Here is a 20,678-nt window from a genome sequence, read left to right on the forward strand (position 1 = left end):
TTTAACCTCTTATTAATTGCTTTATTCCTAGCAATATGCTATGATATAAAATCATGTTTTCACATGTGTAGTTTTGTGTGCAATTTTATTTTTCAAAATAAAAGGCATATTCAAGCTACTGATTTTAACGGATTGTAAGGTATAATCCTGCAACCGGGTTTCACAGGGGCATAGCCCCACATTGTATAATCACAAGCTTATAAAAGAGGTTATAATATGCAAAACACAGAAAAAACCTATGTACTTGGTATAGACATAGGTTCGACTACAGTCAAAATTGCTATTCTTGACAGCAAGCATGAAGTAGTATTTTCAGATTATCGCAGACATTATGCAAATATACAGGGCACTTTGGCAGCACAGCTCTCAGATGCCTTCGAAAAAATAGGGGAAGTGAATATCATTCCGATGATCACCGGCTCAGGCGGTCTTACCCTTTCAAAGCATCTAAAGTCAACCTTTGTACAGGAAGTTGTTGCAGTTGCAACCGCACTGAAGGCTGTTGCACCTCAAACTGATGTTGCGATAGAGCTTGGTGGAGAAGATGCAAAAATCATCTACTTCACAGGCGGTATCGACCAGAGAATGAACGGTATATGTGCCGGAGGTACAGGAAGCTTCATCGATCAGATGGCTTCTCTCCTACAAACAGATGCTATAGGACTTAATGAATATGCAAAAAGTTATAAGTCAATTTATCCTATAGCCGCAAGATGTGGAGTTTTCGCAAAGACTGATGTACAGCCGCTTATTAATGAGGGAGCTACAAGAGAAGACCTTTCCGCCTCCATTTTCCAGGCGGTGGTAAATCAGACTATTTCAGGCCTTGCGTGCGGTAAGCCTATAAGAGGTCATGTGGCATTCCTTGGTGGTCCTTTGCACTTTCTTTCAGAACTTAAGCAGGCATTTATAAGAACTCTGAATCTTACAGATGAATATATTGTAGATCCTGACAATTCACATCTTTTTGCAGCCATAGGTGCGGCACTTAACTGTGAAAGCAAGGATGCTATGATCGGTATTTCAGATCTTATTGCCAAGCTTAAAGAAGGTATTGAGATGGCACATGAGATTGCCAGACTTGATCCGCTCTTTGAGACTGAGGCTGATTATGAGGAATTTAGTGGAAGACATTTCGGTCACAGTGTAAAAACTGCCGAGCTTAAAGACTACAAGGGCAATATATTCCTTGGAATAGATGCCGGTTCCACCACTACAAAGATTGCTTTGGTAGGTGAAGACGGTAGTCTTCTTTGGAATTTCTATTCAAATAATAACGGTTCCCCACTGGCTACAGCTATTTCAGCTATAAAGTCGGTAAAGGAAAAAATCAATTCTGAAGCAAAGATTGTATATTCATGTTCCACAGGATATGGTGAGGCACTTCTAAAAGCAGCCTTTATGCTTGATGAAGGTGAAGTTGAAACAATTGCACACTACTACGCAGCTGCTTTCTTTGAGCCTGAGGTCGACTGTATACTTGATATCGGAGGTCAAGATATGAAATGTATCCGTATCAAGGACGGTACAGTAGACTCTGTTCAGCTAAATGAGGCATGTTCTGCAGGTTGCGGTTCATTTATTGAGACCTTTGCCGGTTCTTTGAACTTCTCAGTTCAAAACTTTGCAAAAGAAGCATTATTTGCAAAGAATCCTGTAGACCTCGGTACCAGATGTACTGTTTTCATGAACTCAAATGTTAAGCAGGCACAAAAAGAAGGTGCTACGGTAGCCGATATTTCAGCAGGTCTTGCCTATTCAGTTATAAAAAATGCTTTATTTAAGGTTATTAAGATTTCAAATGCGGCAGATCTTGGAAAGCATATAGTTGTACAGGGTGGTACATTCTACAATGATGCGGTACTCCGTGCGCTTGAAAAGATTTCAGGCGGTTTTGTTACAAGACCTGATATTGCCGGAATAATGGGTGCATTCGGTGCAGCACTTATAGCAAGAGAAAGATATGAAGGCAAGCAGACCACAATGCTCTCTCTTGATGATATCATTGCACTACAGTATGACACATCCATGACCAGATGCCGTGGCTGTAACAATAACTGTGTAATGACAGTAAACAAATTTGAAGGCGGAAGAAACTTCATATCAGGAAACAGATGTGAAAGAGGTCTTGGTAAGGACAGAGTTAAAAAGGATGTTCCAAACCTCTATGAATATAAATATAATCGTATGTTCGGCTATGAGCCTCTTACAGCCGACAAGGCATTCAGAGGTACTATCGGTATACCGAGAGTTTTAAATATGTATGAGAACTTCCCGTTCTGGGCTGTATTCTTTAGAAACCTCGGATTTAGAACAGTACTCTCTCCTATGTCAACAAAGAAAATATACGAGCTGGGTATTGAATCCATCCCAAGCGAGTCAGAATGCTATCCTGCAAAGATAACACATGGACATATTTCATGGCTTATAAAGAATGGCGTTCGTACAATATGGTATCCATGTATACCTTATGAAAGAAATGAGCAGCCGGATGCCGGAAACCATTTCAACTGCCCTATCGTTACTTCATATGCTGAGAATATCAAGAATAATGTGGAAGAAATCAGAGAGACAAATACAAGATTCTTGAATCCTTTCATGGCATTTACAAATGAAGAGGTACTTACAAATCAGCTTATCAAGGTAATGAAGCAGGAATTTGACATAAATGAAAGAGAAGTAAAGTTCGCTGCACATGCAGCATGGACAGAGCTTATTCAGGCAAAGAAAGATATCGAAAGAGAAGGTGAAAAGACTATTGAGTGGTTGCATAAGAACAACCGCCACGGTATAGTTCTTGCCGGAAGACCATATCATGTGGACCCGGAAATACATCACGGTATTCCTGATATGATCACTTCATTCGGTATTGCCGTACTTACAGAGGATGCCGTTTCTCATCTTGCCAAGATAGAAAGACCTGTTATAGTAAGCGATCAGTGGATGTATCACTCAAGACTTTATGCAGCGGCAAGCCTTGTAAAGCAGGATGATTGTCTTGATCTTGTACAGCTAAACTCCTTCGGTTGCGGACTTGATGCCGTTACCACAGATCAGGTAAGTGATATACTTACAGGTTCAGGTAAGATCTATACTGTACTTAAAATTGATGAGGTAAACAATCTCGGCGCGGCAAGAATACGTATACGTTCACTTATAGCTGCATTACGTGTAAGAGATAAGAAAAACTTTGAGAGAAAAATACACTCTTCCGCTTATCACAGAAAAGTATTTACAAAGGAGATGAAGGATGAATATACAATTCTTTGTCCACAGATGTCTCCTATACATTTTGACCTTTTGGAGCCGGCATTAAATGCATTCGGCTACCATGTAGAGGTACTCCAAAATGATTCACGTTCCGCTATAGACTGCGGTCTTAAATATGTAAACAATGATGCCTGCTACCCTTCACTTATAGTTGTGGGACAGATAATGGAAGCACTTCTTTCAGGAAAGTATGATCCGAATAAGACTGCCATATTTATGAGCCAGACAGGTGGCGGATGCAGAGCCAGCAACTATATCGGCTTTATCAGAAGAGCTCTTGAAAAAGTGGATATGGAACAGATCCCGGTAATATCAGTAAATGCCAACGGCATGGAGACAAATGAGGGATTCAAGATGACTCCTGCAATGATAATAAAAGCAATGCAGGCTGTCGTATACGGTGATCTCTTTATGAGAGTCTTGTATGCTACAAGACCTTATGAAAAGGAAAGAGGAGCTGCCAACAGACTTCATAAAAAATGGAGGAATCGTGTTATTGATTCACTTTCTGTAAGAAAACCGAACTTCGGTGAGTTTAAAAGAAATATAAGAGCTATTGTAAAGGATTTTGATAATCTTCCAAGACTTAATATCAAAAAGCCTAGAGTTGGTATTGTAGGTGAGATTCTTGTTAAGTTCTCTCCTCTTGCAAACAACCATATAGTTGATTTGCTTGAAAAAGAGGGTGCCGAGGCTGTAATGCCCGATCTCTTAGATTTCTTATTATACAGCTTCTATAACAGTAACTTTAAAGCTGAACACCTCGGTATGTCAAAGAAGGCAGCCTTTATGTCAAATGTAGGCATCAAGGTACTTGAGGCACTTAGAAGTGATGCAAGAAAGGCACTTGATAAGAGTAAGCATTTTATCGCTCCTTCAAGAATAGATCATCTTGCAAATATGGCAAAAGACTATGTATCTGTCGGAAACCAGACAGGTGAGGGTTGGTTCCTTACCGGAGAGATGCTTGAGCTTATAGAGACAGGTACTCCAAATATTGTTTGTACACAGCCTTTCGGCTGTCTGCCAAACCATGTTGTGGGTAAAGGTGTTATAAAGGAGCTTCGCCGTTCACATCCTGAGGCAAATATCATAGCCGTAGACTATGATCCGGGTGCTTCGGAAGTTAATCAGCTAAACAGAATTAAGCTGATGCTTGCAACAGCACAGAAGAATTTGAAAGAACAAAATAAGAAAAGCATATCATAATATAGAAAAGAAGCTTCCGGATATATATCTGCGGAGCTTCTTTTTTAAGAGCAGTATTTTTTACTCAACCATTGCTCTTAATGTTCTCGTGCTTCCTATTACATCATCCCATTCTAATGTACCTACGTAATAGTTGTTTTTTCGATAGTTCTTCAAAAATCTTTTGTGCTGACCTCTTATTTATAAGGAAGTGATTTTACTGTAGTATCTACATCCATAGTTGAACGCATATCCACACCTACCAGAGAAGATACTAAAAGTCCTCCCTTCAACACAAAGTTGTCTCTATATTGTGATAAAGAAACTCTCTCCAGAAGTCGCTCCATCAGATATATTCTTAGTATTATCTGCGCTTTGTCACTGTCACGACCTGCTTTATTTTTTATCTTTGCCTTTACAGCTGTAGCACTTTTAATCATAACAATACCTCTGCATATTGCCTCACCTTATCTGAGACCCCCATAATACCTGCATATTCCATGAGATTATGAATATTTTTTTTACTATCTGAAAAATATGATGTCAAAGCCTTTTGGAATACTTGAATATCCATTCTTTTCTTATTCTTGATAATATCACATATACAACGCTCTTTGTCGTAGATTCTCACAGTATTACCGATAAAAGTCTGCGCCTTTGTCAAACCCAGATCTAACCATTCCTGTCTTACCGTATGTACTACAACACCTCTATCTTTTAGATGTTTCGCATTATAACCTCGTCCAACAGTAATTACCGGTGAAAAAGGCTCTCTGTCGGAAAGATTATGAATATACAGGGCTGTTTCATGGGAAAAAACAATTTTTCTATTTCTTAGCTGAATCGAATAAAGTCTGTCTTCCCATGCATCAGGTGAAATGTATATTCCGGGTGCAATCTTTTCCATTTCATTCTTACGGACATAATCCAAAACAGAATACTTTGACAATCCTTCATTTTGAGCTTCAACCAGTCTAATATAACCGTTCCGTTCTTCAAGTAACCTATCAATAATATTTCTTTCATCCATATTCTCAACCCCTTTCGCTATAATTTTAATTTTTTGTAGCGAAAAAGTCAATATAAAAAAGCAGAAACTCCAATCTATGAAGTTTCTGCCCATTTATTATCTTTAAAATCAAATGAACTATGATTAAGAAACCTAAATTTGAGTTTTATACCGGAGTTTGAGGAGAATAATAATGGCTAATGTTAAATTTGATGATTATTTAAATAATGAACTAAAAAACAATGACTTCAAAAACGGATACCTGACTGAAAAGGCCATTTTAGAAAGCGCTCTCACCTTTGCACATGCCGGGGCAAAGTGCGGGACTGTCTCAAAGACAACCGGCAAAATATCCCATGTTCCACAGTCTACAATTGCAAGAATTGAATGTGGATGTAATACCGGTATAGAAACAATAAATAAGCTTGCACTTGGCAAAAAACTTACAATCAGCATTAACTGATATATTCATATTTTATTTTGGATTAACTTCTTTTGAAATCTGATCTAAATCAACGATGAGATCCAAAACAGCTCTATCATTTTCTGTAAATGTCGGCTTATTTTCCACATACCTTCTATTGTTCTCATTTGTAGAAATATATTCTTCGTTGCTGTTATTCTTTATATATAACATATATATCATAACAACCCCAATTATTATAGCTATTATAACTATTAAAGCTAATAACCCTATTCTTTCCATAATCTTCTTTCTACTCCTCTCAATACGCCTTGCTTCATCCAAAATATCTATATTATTGTTTTTTTTTAATCTGACAATAATATTCTCAAGTTCATCTAACAATTCTGTCAAATTATTAGATAAAGCAGTTAGACGATTTATAAATGAAAACACGTCAGCATCTTTTTTTTCTTTAGGGAATAGTGTAATAAAAGAATCTATACCTAACATTAGAGTCCTCTCTCCCTAAGTATACCGTCTATTTTCTCCTTATTGTCCACAATCAGCTTTATAATATCACTATCGTACATATCGCTAATATCTGTGTATATACCAAACTTCTTTAAATAATTTGATAAACCTATATTAACACTTATTGACCCAAGATATTCTTTCAATGCCACATCTATTAACTCATTTGCCTTATTGTATTCAAGTTTATCTACAGCCGCTAGAAATTCTACTGATATATTTCTCTGCTGTAAGTTCTGACTTTTGGACAAATCTTTTGAAATTTTTTCTATTATACTTTTACAACTATGTTTTGCTATTACCAAAGTTTCATGAATAAATATTTTCAATTATTTGCCTGTCCTTTCTCTACCATGTCCCAAATCTGTAAAAATCCGACTGACAACTCTGCAATCTTATCAACACTTTGTTTTTCTATTGCAAGTTTAAGATTCATAGCCTCCAAGTCTTTTGTCTCATCAATCTTTTTAATTGAATCTGAGATTTCTGCACTATTAATATCGTTGATATCTTTAAATTGATTCATTATTGAGTTAGCTGCTTTATTTACATTTACTCTAAGTTTTTCCAGGTTATCATCCAATGCAGGAACTAAGTCATGGTCAATAATATTGTATATTGTCGTCTTTAAATCATCACTTTCTAAAGCTTTCAACATATTATTTTTAAAATCTCTGGTAATCTTCATTTCCTTTTTATTCGGATCACCATTAAACAAATTTCTCCACCACTGGTGCAAAACAAATAATGTATTTTTTTTCACATTTTCCCCAATATTAAACTTTGTTTCCGAACTTAGCTTAGCATTTATCTCACCAACCTGATTAATATCAAATGCAGGCGCAAATACAGGAATGTTCATAAAGTCAAATTTGATATCATTTCTCTCCAGAGCATTTTTACACTGCTCTCTCTTATCCTGTAATATTTCAAATCTGTTAGCAAGCATGTCACTTATATCTGCTATACAATTCATTAAAAGTGACATTCTCTGACTTCTCTCAACTTCCATATAACGTGAAGATATAAACTTAAATGCCTTTTCTATATCTGTCCCTGTTATATCAAGCGCATCTGCTGATACTATTTTACCTTCCAGTCCTCCATAACTCTTTATATGCTCATCGTATTTTTTTAAGAAAGTATCTCTAAGCCTGGCTATTGTCTCATCTGTAAAATGATCCTTATCATAATTACTAATCCTGCATTATTCACGGTACGATATTTAAGTTAATTACCGTGCTATAAATCTTTAAACCTAATCCATGACGCTATAACTGACTTGATACACCTAAAAATGGGCAGACTTCCCCTAGGTAGAGTTTACAAGTAGTTATCAAGCTGTCAAGGTTCATTATTAGTTGTTATTCAAGCTGTATACATAGCTTGCTGATATTTGATAGAGTATCATAGAACTCATCCTTATATGGGCAACTGCTACACAGCTTGAATGTTATATACCTTGCTGAACGAATTACTTTTGCAGCAATCTTTAGCAGTTTTAGACGGACAGTATCAATGCGTTGTTTTCTCATATTTGCAGATAACGCCAATCGTCTAAACCAATTAAATATGTTATAAGCAAGTGCATGTATTTGAAGCCTGTTGGCATTTACAATTCTTGTATGACTGCTGACAGAAGCAAAGTCAAAACCTGTTTTACTTTCCTTTATGAAGTTTTCCATCAAGCCTCTTTTGCAATAGAACTTGATAAGATATTCAGGGGATGATTCCATGTTTGTAACAATGAATGTATACATGTAAGTAATTTGGTTTTCAGGTTTTTCAACTTTACAGACAACACGTCTTTCATAAGGCCAAGGACCTGCCTGATACATGAATTCACCATAAACTACAGCATAATCTACTTTGTTGTTTTTTGTGATTTCATCAAGTTCATCTACAAGATATGATGCTTTATCACGAAGTATAGCATTCTCTTTCAAACGAATTACATAGCCGGTGCCGTTTTCTTCACACTGTTTATATAAACCGGGTGTTGCAAAGCCACTATCTCCACGAAGGAGAAGTTTAATTTCCGGAAAATCTTCAAGATATTCATCAAGTATAGGCTGAAGAAATTCCACAACTCCTGTGCTTGAATACTTAGTCCCATCGCGAAGCTGAATTTTAATCAAATCTCCTGTGATTCCATCATAGCAAACAAGTGGATGGTAACCGTTACTTTGATAGTGGAAGTTAAATGCTCTACCTTCCTGTTTGCCATAGGCATTAAGGAGTGTTGAGTCCAAATCTAAAATGATAGCTTCCGGCATCTGAATGCTATAAACTTTCTTTCGAAGAATTTGATTTATTGAAAGGAACTGATTCAGCGAATCCTCATCCATTCGATTATGAAATCTTGAAATGGTTGGTTGTGATGCTAAAGTGTCTTTATTTAGCACTGCTTTAAACACAGGATCATTTGTAAGTTCATCTGAAGCGTCATCTTCAAAATAACCTGCAATGATCATATATATCATCTGAAGAAGATTTTCTTTATCAGTGTGATAACGGAATAATGCAGAATCATTGGTCTTAAATGATTGACTGAAAAGTTTATCAATGCCAAGTTTACTTACGAATTCTTTTATAAGAAGTAAGCCTGCATCAGAGGATAAATCTCCTCCATCGAAATTAATTTTAATTTTTCTATTGCTTTCAAGTGATAAGGTGTTTACAATACTCATAAAGGGCTCCTTTGTGTATTTTTTTTGAGTTTAAGCACCTTAATTTTACCACAAATGGACGCTCTTTTTTTCTTCACTTAATAAGTGAAAGCAATATTTTGTTAAAATATAGTAATTATGTGGCTTTCAGCCACTTTCATGGAGTTAACAATGAATAATCTAGGCTAATTCTTGCTCCTACATTTATCTCAGTAAAAATTTCTATAAGTTCTATATCGGATTTATCAAGCTGATTACCAATTTCTCTCTTTTTATCAATCTCCTTAATTATTCCATATAGAAAACCGTTACTCTTCTTACTATCTATATATTCCTTATCGTCTTTAGTCAGCACACTACTTTTTGCAATTTTTTGAAACTGTATCTCATATTCTGCAAGAATTTCCTTTATCTTAGCCTTTTTATCTTCATTGGCCTGCATGTACTGTTCTAGGAAATCCCTATACTTAAGTTCTTCTCTAATTTTACCCATGGCTCTTGATATATCATATGTTATAGAGTTTACAATCTCTCCTCTTGCCTTATTCTTAGCAATATATGATACATAGCTTAAAAGCTGTGGTATACCGCTAAAGTCTTTTACTGTATTAACTGTTATTTCCTTATACCCCAGTTGTCTACGAAGATTTGTAGCTTCCTTATCAATTCCTGCCAGTATAGTAGTGATTTCGTCATCATTAACACCTTCAAAAAAATCATCCATATCTCTAAGATCGGCTGTACTGATACCTCTTAGTGCTTCATTATCTTTTTCTTTTTCCTCTATTTCAATAACATTAAAATAATCCAAGGCAGATGTAGCAAATATCACGCAATCACTGTATTTATTGTCTATATCCTTTAGTCTATTCCTTATAAACTCAATAATCTTAATTTTTGACTTCGCTTCTTTATCTTGAAACATCATATCAATCTTATTTAAGCAAAATATCAAAGTATGAAATTTACCCTTTGTCTCAAAAATTTCCTTTACTTTTTTCAAGAACTCCTCTTCTGAGCTTGTCAAGTACTTGGAAAAATCTATAGCAAATATAGCAACGTCACATTCATCCATTGCTTTCTCTGTTGACTTGAAATGATCCGTTCCGGCCGCATCAGGCCCCGGAGTATCATATATAGCATACGACTCAAAATTATTCTTGTTTGTGGGATATTCAATAATCATATCTTCAATGGCAAATTTACTTGATGTATCATTCTGAGCCTTTCTAAACTCATCCCCAATATACTTACGTATACTATATTTATCTTTAAATTCTTTTACATCACTGCCTACAATGATTCTAAACTTGTCATCTTTACTCTTTCTATATATGCAGGTATTAGGTGTTGCCATCTCAAGACTTGTTGGTGCCAGTTCCATTCCAAACATACAATTGGCAATTACACTTTTTCCGGTCTTTTTAGATGCAGCTACAGCAATCTTCATTTCTATAGACTTTGCCTTTTCTACCTGTTTCTTTATATTAGAATACAGCTCACCTATTCTTTCAACAATCTCTTTAAGATTATCATCAGCTTCCATATTACAAATATTCTTATCTGCAATAGTAATTTGCTGTAAAATTTCATCAATATTCTTTGTGAATATATCAGTTCTCTCAGCATCTCTTACTTCTTTTCTCAGCCTTATTTCAAAATCAGATATACTATACTCTATATAAACAAGTTGTTGCATAATCTCTGCTAAAAGTGATCTATTATCATTCTCTATAGTAATAACAGTCTTCTTATTTGGATCCATCATTTGCAATAAACTAAGCACAGATGAAACATAGTTTGTCTTACCGTCTATGCTAACACTTACGCTTTCTCTCTCAAACTCAAACTGTCTACATATCTTTAGCTTGCATAAATCTGAATTCTTAATATTAAATTCCGTAAACATATAGTCAAGATATAAATTTAATTTTATATCCTGATTATGCAAAACAAAAATTTTTCTATTCTTAACTTCTGACTCGATAAGCTCTTTATCACTCTCATAGTCAGTTCCACTAAGTACAACAATATTATCCATTGTTTTATCCCCACTCTTTATGATTTTATATCAAGATTTGCAAGTATTTCATTGATTTTTGACATTATTACTCTATCCGCCTTTTGTCTTTCCTGTTCATCCTCTATTCTACTTAACTCATCATACTTAATAAGTTGCAGATTGTCCTTTATGAATTCATCAAACTCCATACTTTTAATTCGTTGTATAAGTTTCTCAACCATTCCTACTTCTCTGGCACTAAACGCTCTGTCCATGTTTATAGCCTCCACAAAAGCATTCTTTAATACATCATTTAACACTTTTATATCTGCTATAAACTCATCTTGTATGTCCTTATATGTGAATTCTGTACCTATAGTATTTTTCATACTTCTTTTAACATTAACATTACTGGATTTAGAAAGAATATCCAGTAAATTGTCTGATTCAGAGTCTGTAATACTACTATCACTTAAGCAATCATTCAATAAGTCTTTTGCTGCAAGTATAGCCTCTACTTCCGGGCTGGACTTCGCAAATCCATTAAATAATTTTGTTAAAATACCAATTGTATTTGGACCATATTTACTTAATGCTTCTTCAACATTCTTATCGATTGAACTTGACTTTCCTTTGACTATTCCTGTGAGATTACTTATTATCTCCCATGCCTTTGTCTCCAAATTATAATCAACTTTTTCTTCAAATAGTTCCGGCCAAAGAAGTATTCTCCACATAGGAGACTCTGAAGGAGTAGATGATAAATATGAGTATTCATTTCCTGAAAGTTTAGATCTCTTCGCACTATAAAATACACTCATACTTAAATAGTTTTCTGCCCTTTCTCTGAACTTATTATATCTATCCTGTCCCCTGGATTTCAAAATTAATATTTCATATATATCTCTGGCAAATCTTTCAACCAAGCTATTAAAGTATTCTATATCATAGCTTTCACCGGTTTCTTTTCTACCATTTATGAATTCACAGATATTTTGTAATAACTTTTCGTTAGTAACATCTCTTTCTCCAAGACCCAACTCCTTTTTAAATATATTTATAATCGCATTAAAATTATTTATATGAGCCTCATTTGCAATATCCGATACTTCTTTTTGAAAATAATTATACATAGTGTGGAACTTTTGTTCTCTAAGTGCCGGTTCTACTGCTACAGGATTTTCATTTATTCCGTTGCCGGCCTTATTTCTATGCATTATTTCAAGTTCAGTATCTGTAATCTTGCATTTTTCTACATCTACTAACTCATTTACCTTTGTTTCAATTACATCTGATAATACCCTTTCCTGCTCAAATATATTAATATTTCCTTTCAACTCCTCCAGGTCAGCTTGTATGGCATTTCTCGAGTTTGTAAGTTTGTAAAATAATTCAATAAATTCCCCGGAACCTATATCCCTATTTACAAAAAGATTTTTGTCCTCTCTTATCTTCTCAAACATATCTTGAATACGTGAAATAATACTGTCTATCCTTTTCTTCAGAATATCAAATCTTTCATCTCTATAATATTTTTCTAGACCTTTTTTAAGTTCATTTATACCATCTGTAATACCAATTTTATTTAGTTTTTTTCTTGCTTCAGTTCCTGTATCTCCTATCTTTTCACCAAGTGCAGCTACTGCAGACCCAAATAATATTCTATCTTTTCTATTTGTTATTTTTCTTCTTTCAATCCACTCATTATAAGTAGTCTCTTTATTCTTTTCAAACGCTTCATAACTATCAACCATATCTGACTTATTTGAGAAAACAAAAAGTTTATCAGAAAGAGGTGCACCATCCATATCCTTCTCTTTTAATATATCAAGTTCAGGTCCTCTTAAGCTTGGTGCCTTTGCATTAGCTACCATTATAATTGCATCTACATCCCTCATCTTGGCCAATGTCTGTTGCCTATGCATAGCTGTAGGTGAGTCAAATCCAGGCACATCATACATAATGGCATTTTTCATTGATTCAAACTTTGTTGTCTCAATTACTATTTCTTTTACAGCAATTGCTTTTTGTGGCTTTTGAATAAAATCTTTGAATTCATCACTACTAAGCTCATTACCGGAATACTGCTTTTGCGAATTTCCTATAAAAGAAGACAAGCTATCTACATTCTTGATAATATCCAATATATCCTGATTTATATTATTCTCGTACTTATCTTTAATATCATCTCCAAGGCGTTCAAAAATATCATTATACATATTTTCAGACAAAGTATTATATGTATATGTATCTGCATTTGAAATCCCTAATAAATTTAATTTATCTCTAAACGCTTTATTAAATTCTTCTACAGAAAAGAATGTAACTATAGCATGGTCTACGTCTCCTGCTTTTATACAAGTGGCCGTATAAGTACATCTTGCATCTGCTGTAGGCAAAACATCATTATCCATTATCGCATTAGAAAAAGAACTTTTTCCTGCCTTCTCCAGGCCTATAACCGCTATCTCAAATTCCCCCTTTTCAAGCTTCTTGAGAAGTTTTTTTGCATCATTTTTGAAATTTTCAAGATTTGCTGTAGTATCACTATTTATAATTCTACTATTTTTTATGGCATTTATTTTCTCTATTCCGTCGATAATATTTTCTAATTTCCCTATATAAATCTCACGTTCTATATCAAATGACATCAACATCTCCTTCGGGTACAATAAAAAAAGACCCTGTCGTTAAATTTTTAATAACATTATATATATATATATATAGTCAAGGAAAAATTAATTAATATAATACTAAATATTTAATAAATCGTTATTTTTCGTAAATAAATAGTAATTTTTATTATATTTTGAATACGAGTAATTATCACGGTATTACATATTCTTTATTCCTTTTTATCTTTAATACCATTTTTTATTTCCATATTAAATAAAATAATGATAGTTTCAAGTTTTTCCGTATGAAGCGTTTTCAAATTATATACCCAAAGATTAACCTAGATTATTTATGATAACTCCATGAAAATGGCTGAAAGCCATATAATTACTATATTTTAACAAAATATTACTTTCACCTATTAAGTGAAGAAAAAAGTATTTCATTAATTTGTAATTTTGAACAATATATGCTATCATTGAGCTATGATTAAGAAACCTAAATTTGAGTTTTATACTAGGCCAACCGGAAAAAATGAATTTGAGGAGAATAATAATGGCTAATGTTAAATTTGATGATTATTTAAATAATGAACTAAAAAACAATGACTTTAAAAACGGATACCTGACTGAAAAGGCCATTTTAGAAAGTGCTCTCACTGTTGCACATGCCAGACAAAGTGCAGGACTGTCTCAAAGACAACTAGCAAAAATATCCCATGTTCCACAGTCTACAATTGCAAGAATTGAATGTGGATGTAATACCAGTATAGAAACAATAAATAAGCTTGCACTGGCACTTGGCAAAAAACTTACAATCAGCATTAGTTAATATATTACGTATATAAATTCATTCCCATCTATAATCCTTCTTAACAACAATACCTAAACAGAGTCGGAAACTTAAGTTTCCGACTCCACAAGTATTTGTCCACAAATTTTATCGCTTTAAAATCAACTTTAACTTCTTTAATTCCCTATAAATTTTACCTCTATATGTCTTTCAATATAAGTTTCATTATCACTTGAACTACTTTCAACCACCACATGCAGTTGTAAATACCGACAAGCCTAATATCAAACTGAATAAAAGTTTCTTCATAACCAAACATCCTCCTTTAATTTGGTAAATTCTTTTTCCCATTTTAATTGCTTTTCCAATCTTTTTTCATATCTTCATATTCCCACTCATCTTTATCATATTCATTATGTACAAGGAAAAATTCTTTCACATATTTAAACCATGGCAATTCTTTTATATCAAAGCTAGGAATAAATAAATTTGATAAAGCTTGATCTGATTGTTCAGTAGAATAAATATACCGATCACCATTTTGTTCAAGAAGATAACAATTAGTCTCTCTAAAACGAGTGTTTATATCTTTATATATACTGAATAAATCAAATTGTTTATCTTTCTGTATAAGATCTTCATCAAGTTGTATTAAAACTTTAAACATACTAACTCCTTCCATTCTCAAAAAGTATTAGGCGTTTGCAAAACGTACAAATCCGTATAAATACAGCGCTTTTTTGTTGCCGAATATAAAAAATCTCCTCTCGGTTTGTGATATAATGGATTTGCAAAAACATAAGTCACATCCCTCAATGAGACATTACTGTGATATCACAAAAACAACTCTCTTTGGAATATATTTTTGAATCTGACAAACCTCAGTTTCTTACTCTGCTCGAAAATCATCTCATTAAAAATTATTATTTTCTATCACACAATCGTCATATCGACTACTTAATATCTTCTTCGGCAATTTCAGTGTACTCTTTCAACTTTTTCTGCAATAAATTTTTATCTATCAGCTTTAAGGTGTATTCCGATACCATTGTTGGTGAAAGACTTCTGCTAAGTGCAAATTCTACAACCTCATCATCTTTTGATGCACAAAGAATAACTCCTACACTTGGATTTTCCGTTTGTTTCTTAACTTCTCTATCCAATGCTTCCAAATATAGATTCATCTTTCCTATATATTCAGGCTTGAATTCTCCAATCTTGAGTTCAAATGCAACTAAGCATGACAATCCTCTATGATAAAATAATAGGTCGATATAATAGTCATGATTTCCAACCTGTACCCTATACTCATTACCTATAAAGGAAAAATCTTTTCCAATTTCTAAAACAAAATTCTTCAAGTTCTCCAGTATAGATTTTTGAAAATCTTTTTCGCTACCACCCTTTGGTGCATCAAGGAACTCTAAAACATATTTGTCTAAAAATAAATTATGTGTTTCTTGTTTTGCTTTTTGAATTGCCGGCAACATATTGCCATTTGAAAGCATAAAGCGTTCATAGTAACCACTATCCATCTGTCTTTCCAAATCACGCTTTGAATATCTCTCTTTTACTGCCAATTCAATATAAAATCTTCTCTCTTCTTGGCTTTTAGAAGCTGACATTATTTTCAAGTGATTAGTCCAACTCAATTGTGTCACCAGTGGTGACACTTTTTCATCATCTTTATATAACTCGTAGAATTGCTTCATTCTGTAAAGTCCTCTACGATTAAATCCCTTCAGCTCAGGATAGTTTGTTGAAAAAAATTCTGCCACATTATCAACAAATCTGGAACCATAAGATGCTTCTTCAGTTTTTTTACTGATATATTTTCCTACCTCTTGATACATTAAGATCAACTCTTCATTAACTTTTCTATATGCACGATCCTTTGAATTTTCTACAATCGTAATAATCTCTTCAAACGGATTGTTATTTTTATCTACATTTATATTTTGCGAAGAAGTCTTTTCTTTATCCATAAGTTCCTCCTATCGGTATCTGACATCTATAATTTATTTCCTACTTTCCCTACAAAAAGATCATAGCATTTTTAAGGCATTTTTTCCATTCTGAAATTAGTGTCTACTTACCTATATATTTCAAAAAGCATCGAAGAATTATATCAGAACAACATCTGTTGACATGCAAACGTATGTTCGTATATAATCTATTTATGATAAACATATGTTCTAATGATGATATTTTTAAAAAGCTTGAAATACTCTCAGATGCCGCTAAATATGATGTTGCCTGCACCTCAAGCGGAGTGGATAGAAAGGGAAAGGGAGGAATGCTTGGCAATAGCGTAGCCTCAGGAATATGCCATACTTTCAGTGGGGACGGAAGATGTATTTCCTTGCTTAAGATACTTATGACAAACCATTGTATTTTTGATTGTAAATACTGTATCAACAGAAAAAACAATGACATACACCGTGCATGCTTTACTCCGAGAGAGATCTGTGAGTTGACTGTGGAATTTTACAAAAGGAATTATATTGAAGGGTTGTTTTTAAGTTCCGGTATAATTAACAGTCCGAACTTTACTATGGAAAGGATCTGCGAAACTCTTATTCTGTTAAGAAGCGAATACATGTTTAACGGCTATGTCCATGTTAAGGCCATACCGGGTGCCTCTGATGAATTACTTTTACAGGCCGGCTCTCTTGCAGACAGAATGAGTGTTAATATTGAGTTTCCAAGCGAATCAAGCCTTAAAAAATATGCTCCCAATAAAAGCTTTAATCTTATATCGGATCCCATGAAAAAAATAAAGGATTCCATAGAGATGAATAGGTTAAGTACCGGAAAGAGTATAAAGCTCCCAAGAAGCAATATAAATAAATATCTTCCCGGAAGTATATTTAATGATGTAGCCCAAATTGAAGGGGATAATATTTTAAAATCGTCACTCATCACCAAACAGGCTGATATTCGCCCTTTTGTACCGTCAGGACAGAGTACACAAATGATTATCGGTACCGGTGATGACAGCGATTATACTATACTTATGACTGCACAAAATCTGTATAAAAGCTTTGATTTAAAAAGGGTATTTTATTCCGCATATATTCCTATTAATGAGGATTCATCACTGCCAAATCCCGACACACCTGTGCCGCTTTTAAGAGAGCACAGACTTTATCAAGCTGACTGGCTTATTAGATTTTACGGTTTTAATGCACAGGAGCTTCTAAGTAAAGATAATCCGGACTTCAACACCTATATGGATCCTAAGTGCAATTGGGCTGTTAAGCATTTGGAGTTTTTCCCTGTCGAGGTACAGACAGCCGATATGGCAAGTTTACTTAGGGTACCCGGTATCGGTCCTAAGGCGGCAAGAAGAATTGTAACTTCTCGCAGATACTCACTGCTTGACTTTAATTCCATTGCCAAGATGGGTGTAGTCTTAAAAAGGGCACAGTACTTTTTAACCTGTAACGGAAAAATGATGTACAAAACCTTATTGGATGAAAAATATATAACAAATAGACTTATCGGATTAAACGGTAATGAGAACCGTCAATACAGCACCGAAAAACAGTTGTCTCTATTTGATGATTTTGGGTTAAAATAATGAAAATATTTACATACGATGATAACTTCTACGCTTTGGCATCATGTATATACACAACTTGGGAATACAGTCTTTGCCATAAGGATGAAAATATAATACTGCAGAAGCATTTATTTACACAGCAAAGTCTGTTTTCGGAAATTGTATATGTAAGCACAGATATTACTAAAGCAAAAAAGGTTATAGAAAGTGTTAAGCACAAGATTTCCATACAAGCATATGAGACTGTTTATATGGCTTTTTTATATTATAAAGATACGGGAAATGATATTTATAATTATCTAAGGCTTGCTTTTAAATATGGTAAAAAAATCAATTATATGTCGGGTGAGGAAGCTGTTATGAAACTTTTAAAGTTTCAAACAGCAGTAAGTCGAGAGATTCATTCCTATAAGGAGGTGACAAGATTTAAAGAAGTGGATAAGGATATGTTTTTGGCAACTATAGAACCGAAGCATAATATACTTGCCGAACTCTCCTACCATTTTAAAGACCGAATGCCCTCTCTTAACTGGATCATTATAGACGCTTCAAGAAGTATTGCTTTAATTCATCCAAAGGACAGTGAATGTTATATGCAAACAATTGAAAAAAATGAACTTGAAGTCGCTACGAAATTAAATGATATCAAAAATCCTTATTCCAAACTATGGAAAGTATTTTTTGAAAATATTTCAATAGAGGAAAGGGAAAATGTGAATCTGCAAAGAAAAAATTGTCCTCTTAGAAAAAGAAAGTATATGACTGAATTTATAGATGAAAATAAAAATGCCTGAATTCAAAAAGCAGGTTGTCGTTTAAAATTAACGACAACCCGCTTTTATACTAAAATGTATGCTTTATTATTCAATTATTACTCTGCTATATCAGCATACTCAAAATGCCAGAAGCCGTCAGGTGAATGCCAGCTGCCTGTTATCTTATCACTCTGAAGATAGAAATCATTGTAATAAAGAAGCGGAACCATGGCAGTATCCTTCATTATAAAATCTTCAGCCTGATGTAAGTATCCGAATCTTGTTTGTGGATCTTTCTCTGTAGCCGCCTTGCCCATAAGAGCGTCGAATTCAGGATTGCTGTACTTAGCATTGTTATTTCCATTTCCTGTTAATGCAAGCTCAAGGATATTTGAAGGATCGTTGTAATCCATTACCCATCCGTCTCTTGCCACCTGGTAGTTACCTGCTCTTCTCTGTGGTGTAAATGACTTCCACTCAACTATATTTACATCAACCTTAAGTCCAAGTTCGCCCCATGCCTGCTGTAAATACTCTGCAATCTTTTTGTGGTAAGCCTGATCGTTTGTTGAATATACTATATCAGGAAGACCTGCACCGTTTTCATGTCCTGCCTCCTTCAAAAGCTCCTTAGCCTTTGCAAGGTTTGCCGCATGATCATCAATATTTATATAAGCGGACTTATCTGTTATATTGTCCTGCCAAGCAGTACCGTTCCAGTCTGTTACACCCTCACTTACAAATCCGCTTGCAGGTGTATATGTACCTGATGTAATTGTCTCTGAAATATACTTTCTGTCAAGAGCAAGCGAAAGCGCCTCTCTTACTCTTGAATCCTTAAACTCATCTAAGGTATTGTTTAAATCAAGATAATATGTTCCGAGTATAGGATCTATATGATAATCGGCTCTGCTCTTTAATGAATCTATCTCCTGTGTAGGGACATCCTTTATCATTAAAGCATCACCTGACTCATATGCACTGAAAGCCGCATTCTGATCCTGCATAAGAAGACATTTGATACCGTCAAGCTTTATAGAGTCGGCATCCCAATAGTTCTCATTCTTCTCAAACATAAGATAGCTTCCAGGTTGCCACTCTGTAAGTTTAAAAGGACCTGATGAAATATATGTCTTAGGATCGATGCTCCAACCGTCAGGATTTGCCTCTACAACATCCTTCTTTACAGGTGAAAGTGAAGCAAATGCCGCAAGCTTATCAAAATAAGGTGTAGGCTTTGCCATATGTACAACCAAGGTCTTGTCATCTGTAGCTTCAACTTTAAGTTTTGTAGGGTCAGGGTCTACTGTGGTATTACCGTCAGCGTCAGGTTTTCCGACAGCGTCATCATAACCTTCCACCATTCCGAGCACTGTCTGTGCATATGGTGCGGCAACATTCGGATCAACCAATCTCTGCCAGCTGTATACAAAATCATTAGCTGTAAGAGCTGAACCGTCAGACCACTTTAAGCCGTCTCTTAAGTGGAATGTCCATGTAAGCTGATCATCACTTACTTCATACTTTTCGGCAAGTCCCGGTACCACTTTTCCGTCTTTGTCCATCTTTAAAAGATTGTCAAAAGCAAACAATATATAGTTTGCACCGTCTACGGCAGAGTTGAGTGCAGGGTCAATTGACTCTACATCAGGTCCGAGCTGAATTGTAAGTATCTTCTTACCGGCAGCTGTTTGTGTAGTATTGCCACTTTTTGTACCGTCACCGCCTGATTTTGAACCGCCACATCCTGACAGGGCCATTGCACCGGCTATTGCCAATGCTGCAACAATAATTCTTTTTTTCATTAATTCCTCCTCCATTTTTAACTTTATTCAATTATGTGAATAAATATACCATACTTGAATATCTTTGTCT

The 20,678-nt window shown here is 34.6% G+C and carries 16 protein-coding genes; 5 read left to right on the forward strand and 11 right to left on the reverse strand.

All coding sequences use genetic code 11. The features are described 5' to 3' along the window. Positions 1–216: 216 nt before the first annotated feature. The gene (locus EHV10_RS12520; RefSeq protein ID WP_128674940.1) at positions 217–4,479 is read left to right on the forward strand and encodes a 2-hydroxyacyl-CoA dehydratase; all 4,263 of its coding nucleotides are present in this window, start codon (positions 217–219) and stop codon (positions 4,477–4,479) included. Between the two features lie 176 nt (positions 4,480–4,655). On the opposite strand, the gene EHV10_RS12525 is transcribed toward EHV10_RS12520, so the two are convergent. Then, complete coding sequence (locus EHV10_RS12525) at positions 4,656–4,898, reverse strand: nucleotidyl transferase AbiEii/AbiGii toxin family protein (protein ID WP_128674941.1); 243 nt, start codon at positions 4,896–4,898, stop codon at positions 4,656–4,658. Further along, positions 4,895–5,488 carry a type IV toxin-antitoxin system AbiEi family antitoxin domain-containing protein gene (locus EHV10_RS12530; protein WP_128674942.1) on the reverse strand — a complete coding sequence of 198 codons (594 nt, stop codon included), beginning with the start codon at positions 5,486–5,488 and terminating at the stop codon, positions 4,895–4,897. The genes EHV10_RS12525 and EHV10_RS12530 overlap by 4 nt, the downstream gene beginning before the upstream one ends. A gap of 172 nt (positions 5,489–5,660) precedes the next feature. On the opposite strand from EHV10_RS12530, the gene EHV10_RS12535 reads away from it, so the two are divergent. Continuing rightward, positions 5,661–5,930: a transcriptional regulator gene (locus EHV10_RS12535; protein WP_128674943.1), complete on the forward strand. Its 270-nt coding sequence runs from the start codon at positions 5,661–5,663 to the stop codon at positions 5,928–5,930. A 12-nt stretch (positions 5,931–5,942) separates the two neighbouring features. Here the strand turns inward: EHV10_RS12535 and EHV10_RS12540 are convergent, their stop codons facing one another. The 6 genes from EHV10_RS12540 to EHV10_RS12565 all read right to left on the reverse strand — a co-directional run bounded on the left by EHV10_RS12540 (position 5,943) and on the right by EHV10_RS12565 (position 13,726). Next, positions 5,943–6,383 carry a hypothetical protein gene (locus EHV10_RS12540; RefSeq protein WP_128674944.1) on the reverse strand — a complete coding sequence of 147 codons (441 nt, stop codon included), beginning with the start codon at positions 6,381–6,383 and terminating at the stop codon, positions 5,943–5,945. Beyond that, positions 6,383–6,733: a hypothetical protein gene (locus EHV10_RS12545; RefSeq protein ID WP_128674945.1), complete on the reverse strand. Its 351-nt coding sequence runs from the start codon at positions 6,731–6,733 to the stop codon at positions 6,383–6,385. Before EHV10_RS12545 ends, EHV10_RS12540 begins: the two co-directional genes overlap by 1 nt. After that, positions 6,730–7,392 carry a hypothetical protein gene (locus EHV10_RS12550; RefSeq protein WP_128674946.1) on the reverse strand — a complete coding sequence of 221 codons (663 nt, stop codon included), beginning with the start codon at positions 7,390–7,392 and terminating at the stop codon, positions 6,730–6,732. Before EHV10_RS12550 ends, EHV10_RS12545 begins: the two co-directional genes overlap by 4 nt. A gap of 376 nt (positions 7,393–7,768) precedes the next feature. Next, positions 7,769–9,094: an IS1380 family transposase gene (locus tag EHV10_RS12555; protein WP_128672997.1), complete on the reverse strand. Its 1,326-nt coding sequence runs from the start codon at positions 9,092–9,094 to the stop codon at positions 7,769–7,771. A gap of 136 nt (positions 9,095–9,230) precedes the next feature. Beyond that, entirely contained in the window at positions 9,231–11,114 is a 1,884-nt protein-coding gene (locus EHV10_RS12560) for a dynamin family protein (RefSeq protein ID WP_128674947.1), read from the reverse strand. A gap of 17 nt (positions 11,115–11,131) precedes the next feature. Continuing rightward, on the reverse strand, positions 11,132–13,726 hold the full coding sequence (locus EHV10_RS12565) for a dynamin family protein (RefSeq protein ID WP_158609921.1): 2,595 nt from the start codon (positions 13,724–13,726) through the stop codon (positions 11,132–11,134). Between the two features lie 520 nt (positions 13,727–14,246). Here EHV10_RS12565 and EHV10_RS12570 point away from each other — a divergent pair. Then, positions 14,247–14,522 (forward strand): helix-turn-helix domain-containing protein, encoded by a 276-nt coding sequence (locus EHV10_RS12570; protein ID WP_128674949.1) that lies wholly within the window; start codon positions 14,247–14,249, stop codon positions 14,520–14,522. A 313-nt stretch (positions 14,523–14,835) separates the two neighbouring features. Here EHV10_RS12570 and EHV10_RS12575 read toward each other — a convergent pair whose 3' ends face one another. Continuing rightward, positions 14,836–15,150, reverse strand: coding sequence for a hypothetical protein (locus EHV10_RS12575; protein ID WP_128674950.1), 315 nt, complete (start codon positions 15,148–15,150; stop codon positions 14,836–14,838). A 286-nt stretch (positions 15,151–15,436) separates the two neighbouring features. Next, a complete protein-coding gene (locus EHV10_RS12580) occupies positions 15,437–16,468 on the reverse strand; it encodes a PDDEXK nuclease domain-containing protein (RefSeq protein ID WP_128674951.1) in 1,032 nt (343 codons plus the stop codon). 173 nt (positions 16,469–16,641) lie between these two features. On the opposite strand from EHV10_RS12580, the gene EHV10_RS12585 reads away from it, so the two are divergent. Next, positions 16,642–18,066 (forward strand): putative DNA modification/repair radical SAM protein, encoded by a 1,425-nt coding sequence (locus EHV10_RS12585; RefSeq protein ID WP_128674952.1) that lies wholly within the window; start codon positions 16,642–16,644, stop codon positions 18,064–18,066. After that, on the forward strand, positions 18,066–18,842 hold the full coding sequence (locus EHV10_RS12590) for a TIGR03915 family putative DNA repair protein (protein WP_128674953.1): 777 nt from the start codon (positions 18,066–18,068) through the stop codon (positions 18,840–18,842). The genes EHV10_RS12585 and EHV10_RS12590 overlap by 1 nt, the downstream gene beginning before the upstream one ends. Before the next feature lie 77 nt (positions 18,843–18,919). Here EHV10_RS12590 and EHV10_RS12595 read toward each other — a convergent pair whose 3' ends face one another. Continuing rightward, entirely contained in the window at positions 18,920–20,608 is a 1,689-nt protein-coding gene (locus EHV10_RS12595) for a peptide ABC transporter substrate-binding protein (protein ID WP_128674954.1), read from the reverse strand. Positions 20,609–20,678 lie beyond the last annotated feature (70 nt).

The organism is Lachnoanaerobaculum gingivalis (genome assembly GCF_003862475.1).
Lineage (GTDB): Bacteria > Bacillota > Clostridia > Lachnospirales > Lachnospiraceae > Lachnoanaerobaculum > Lachnoanaerobaculum gingivalis.

What these genes read in the sequence shown, in the direction of transcription:
- EHV10_RS12580 (WP_128674951.1), bottom strand. Translation starts at nt 16,468, where the DNA reads ATGGATAAAGAAAAGACTTCTTCGCAAAATATAAATGTAGATAAAAAT.
- EHV10_RS12560 (WP_128674947.1), bottom strand. Translation starts at nt 11,114, where the DNA reads ATGGATAATATTGTTGTACTTAGTGGAACTGACTATGAGAGTGATAAA.
- EHV10_RS12570 (WP_128674949.1), top strand. Translation starts at nt 14,247, where the DNA reads ATGGCTAATGTTAAATTTGATGATTATTTAAATAATGAACTAAAAAAC.
- EHV10_RS12595 (WP_128674954.1), bottom strand. Translation starts at nt 20,608, where the DNA reads ATGAAAAAAAGAATTATTGTTGCAGCATTGGCAATAGCCGGTGCAATG.
- EHV10_RS12520 (WP_128674940.1), top strand. Translation starts at nt 217, where the DNA reads ATGCAAAACACAGAAAAAACCTATGTACTTGGTATAGACATAGGTTCG.
- EHV10_RS12585 (WP_128674952.1), top strand. Translation starts at nt 16,642, where the DNA reads ATGTTCGTATATAATCTATTTATGATAAACATATGTTCTAATGATGAT.
- EHV10_RS12575 (WP_128674950.1), bottom strand. Translation starts at nt 15,150, where the DNA reads ATGTTTAAAGTTTTAATACAACTTGATGAAGATCTTATACAGAAAGAT.
- EHV10_RS12540 (WP_128674944.1), bottom strand. Translation starts at nt 6,383, where the DNA reads ATGTTAGGTATAGATTCTTTTATTACACTATTCCCTAAAGAAAAAAAA.
- EHV10_RS12530 (WP_128674942.1), bottom strand. Translation starts at nt 5,488, where the DNA reads ATGGATGAAAGAAATATTATTGATAGGTTACTTGAAGAACGGAACGGT.
- EHV10_RS12555 (WP_128672997.1), bottom strand. Translation starts at nt 9,094, where the DNA reads ATGAGTATTGTAAACACCTTATCACTTGAAAGCAATAGAAAAATTAAA.
- EHV10_RS12525 (WP_128674941.1), bottom strand. Translation starts at nt 4,898, where the DNA reads ATGATTAAAAGTGCTACAGCTGTAAAGGCAAAGATAAAAAATAAAGCA.
- EHV10_RS12550 (WP_128674946.1), bottom strand. Translation starts at nt 7,392, where the DNA reads ATGTCACTTTTAATGAATTGTATAGCAGATATAAGTGACATGCTTGCT.
- EHV10_RS12565 (WP_158609921.1), bottom strand. Translation starts at nt 13,726, where the DNA reads ATGTCATTTGATATAGAACGTGAGATTTATATAGGGAAATTAGAAAAT.
- EHV10_RS12590 (WP_128674953.1), top strand. Translation starts at nt 18,066, where the DNA reads ATGAAAATATTTACATACGATGATAACTTCTACGCTTTGGCATCATGT.
- EHV10_RS12535 (WP_128674943.1), top strand. Translation starts at nt 5,661, where the DNA reads ATGGCTAATGTTAAATTTGATGATTATTTAAATAATGAACTAAAAAAC.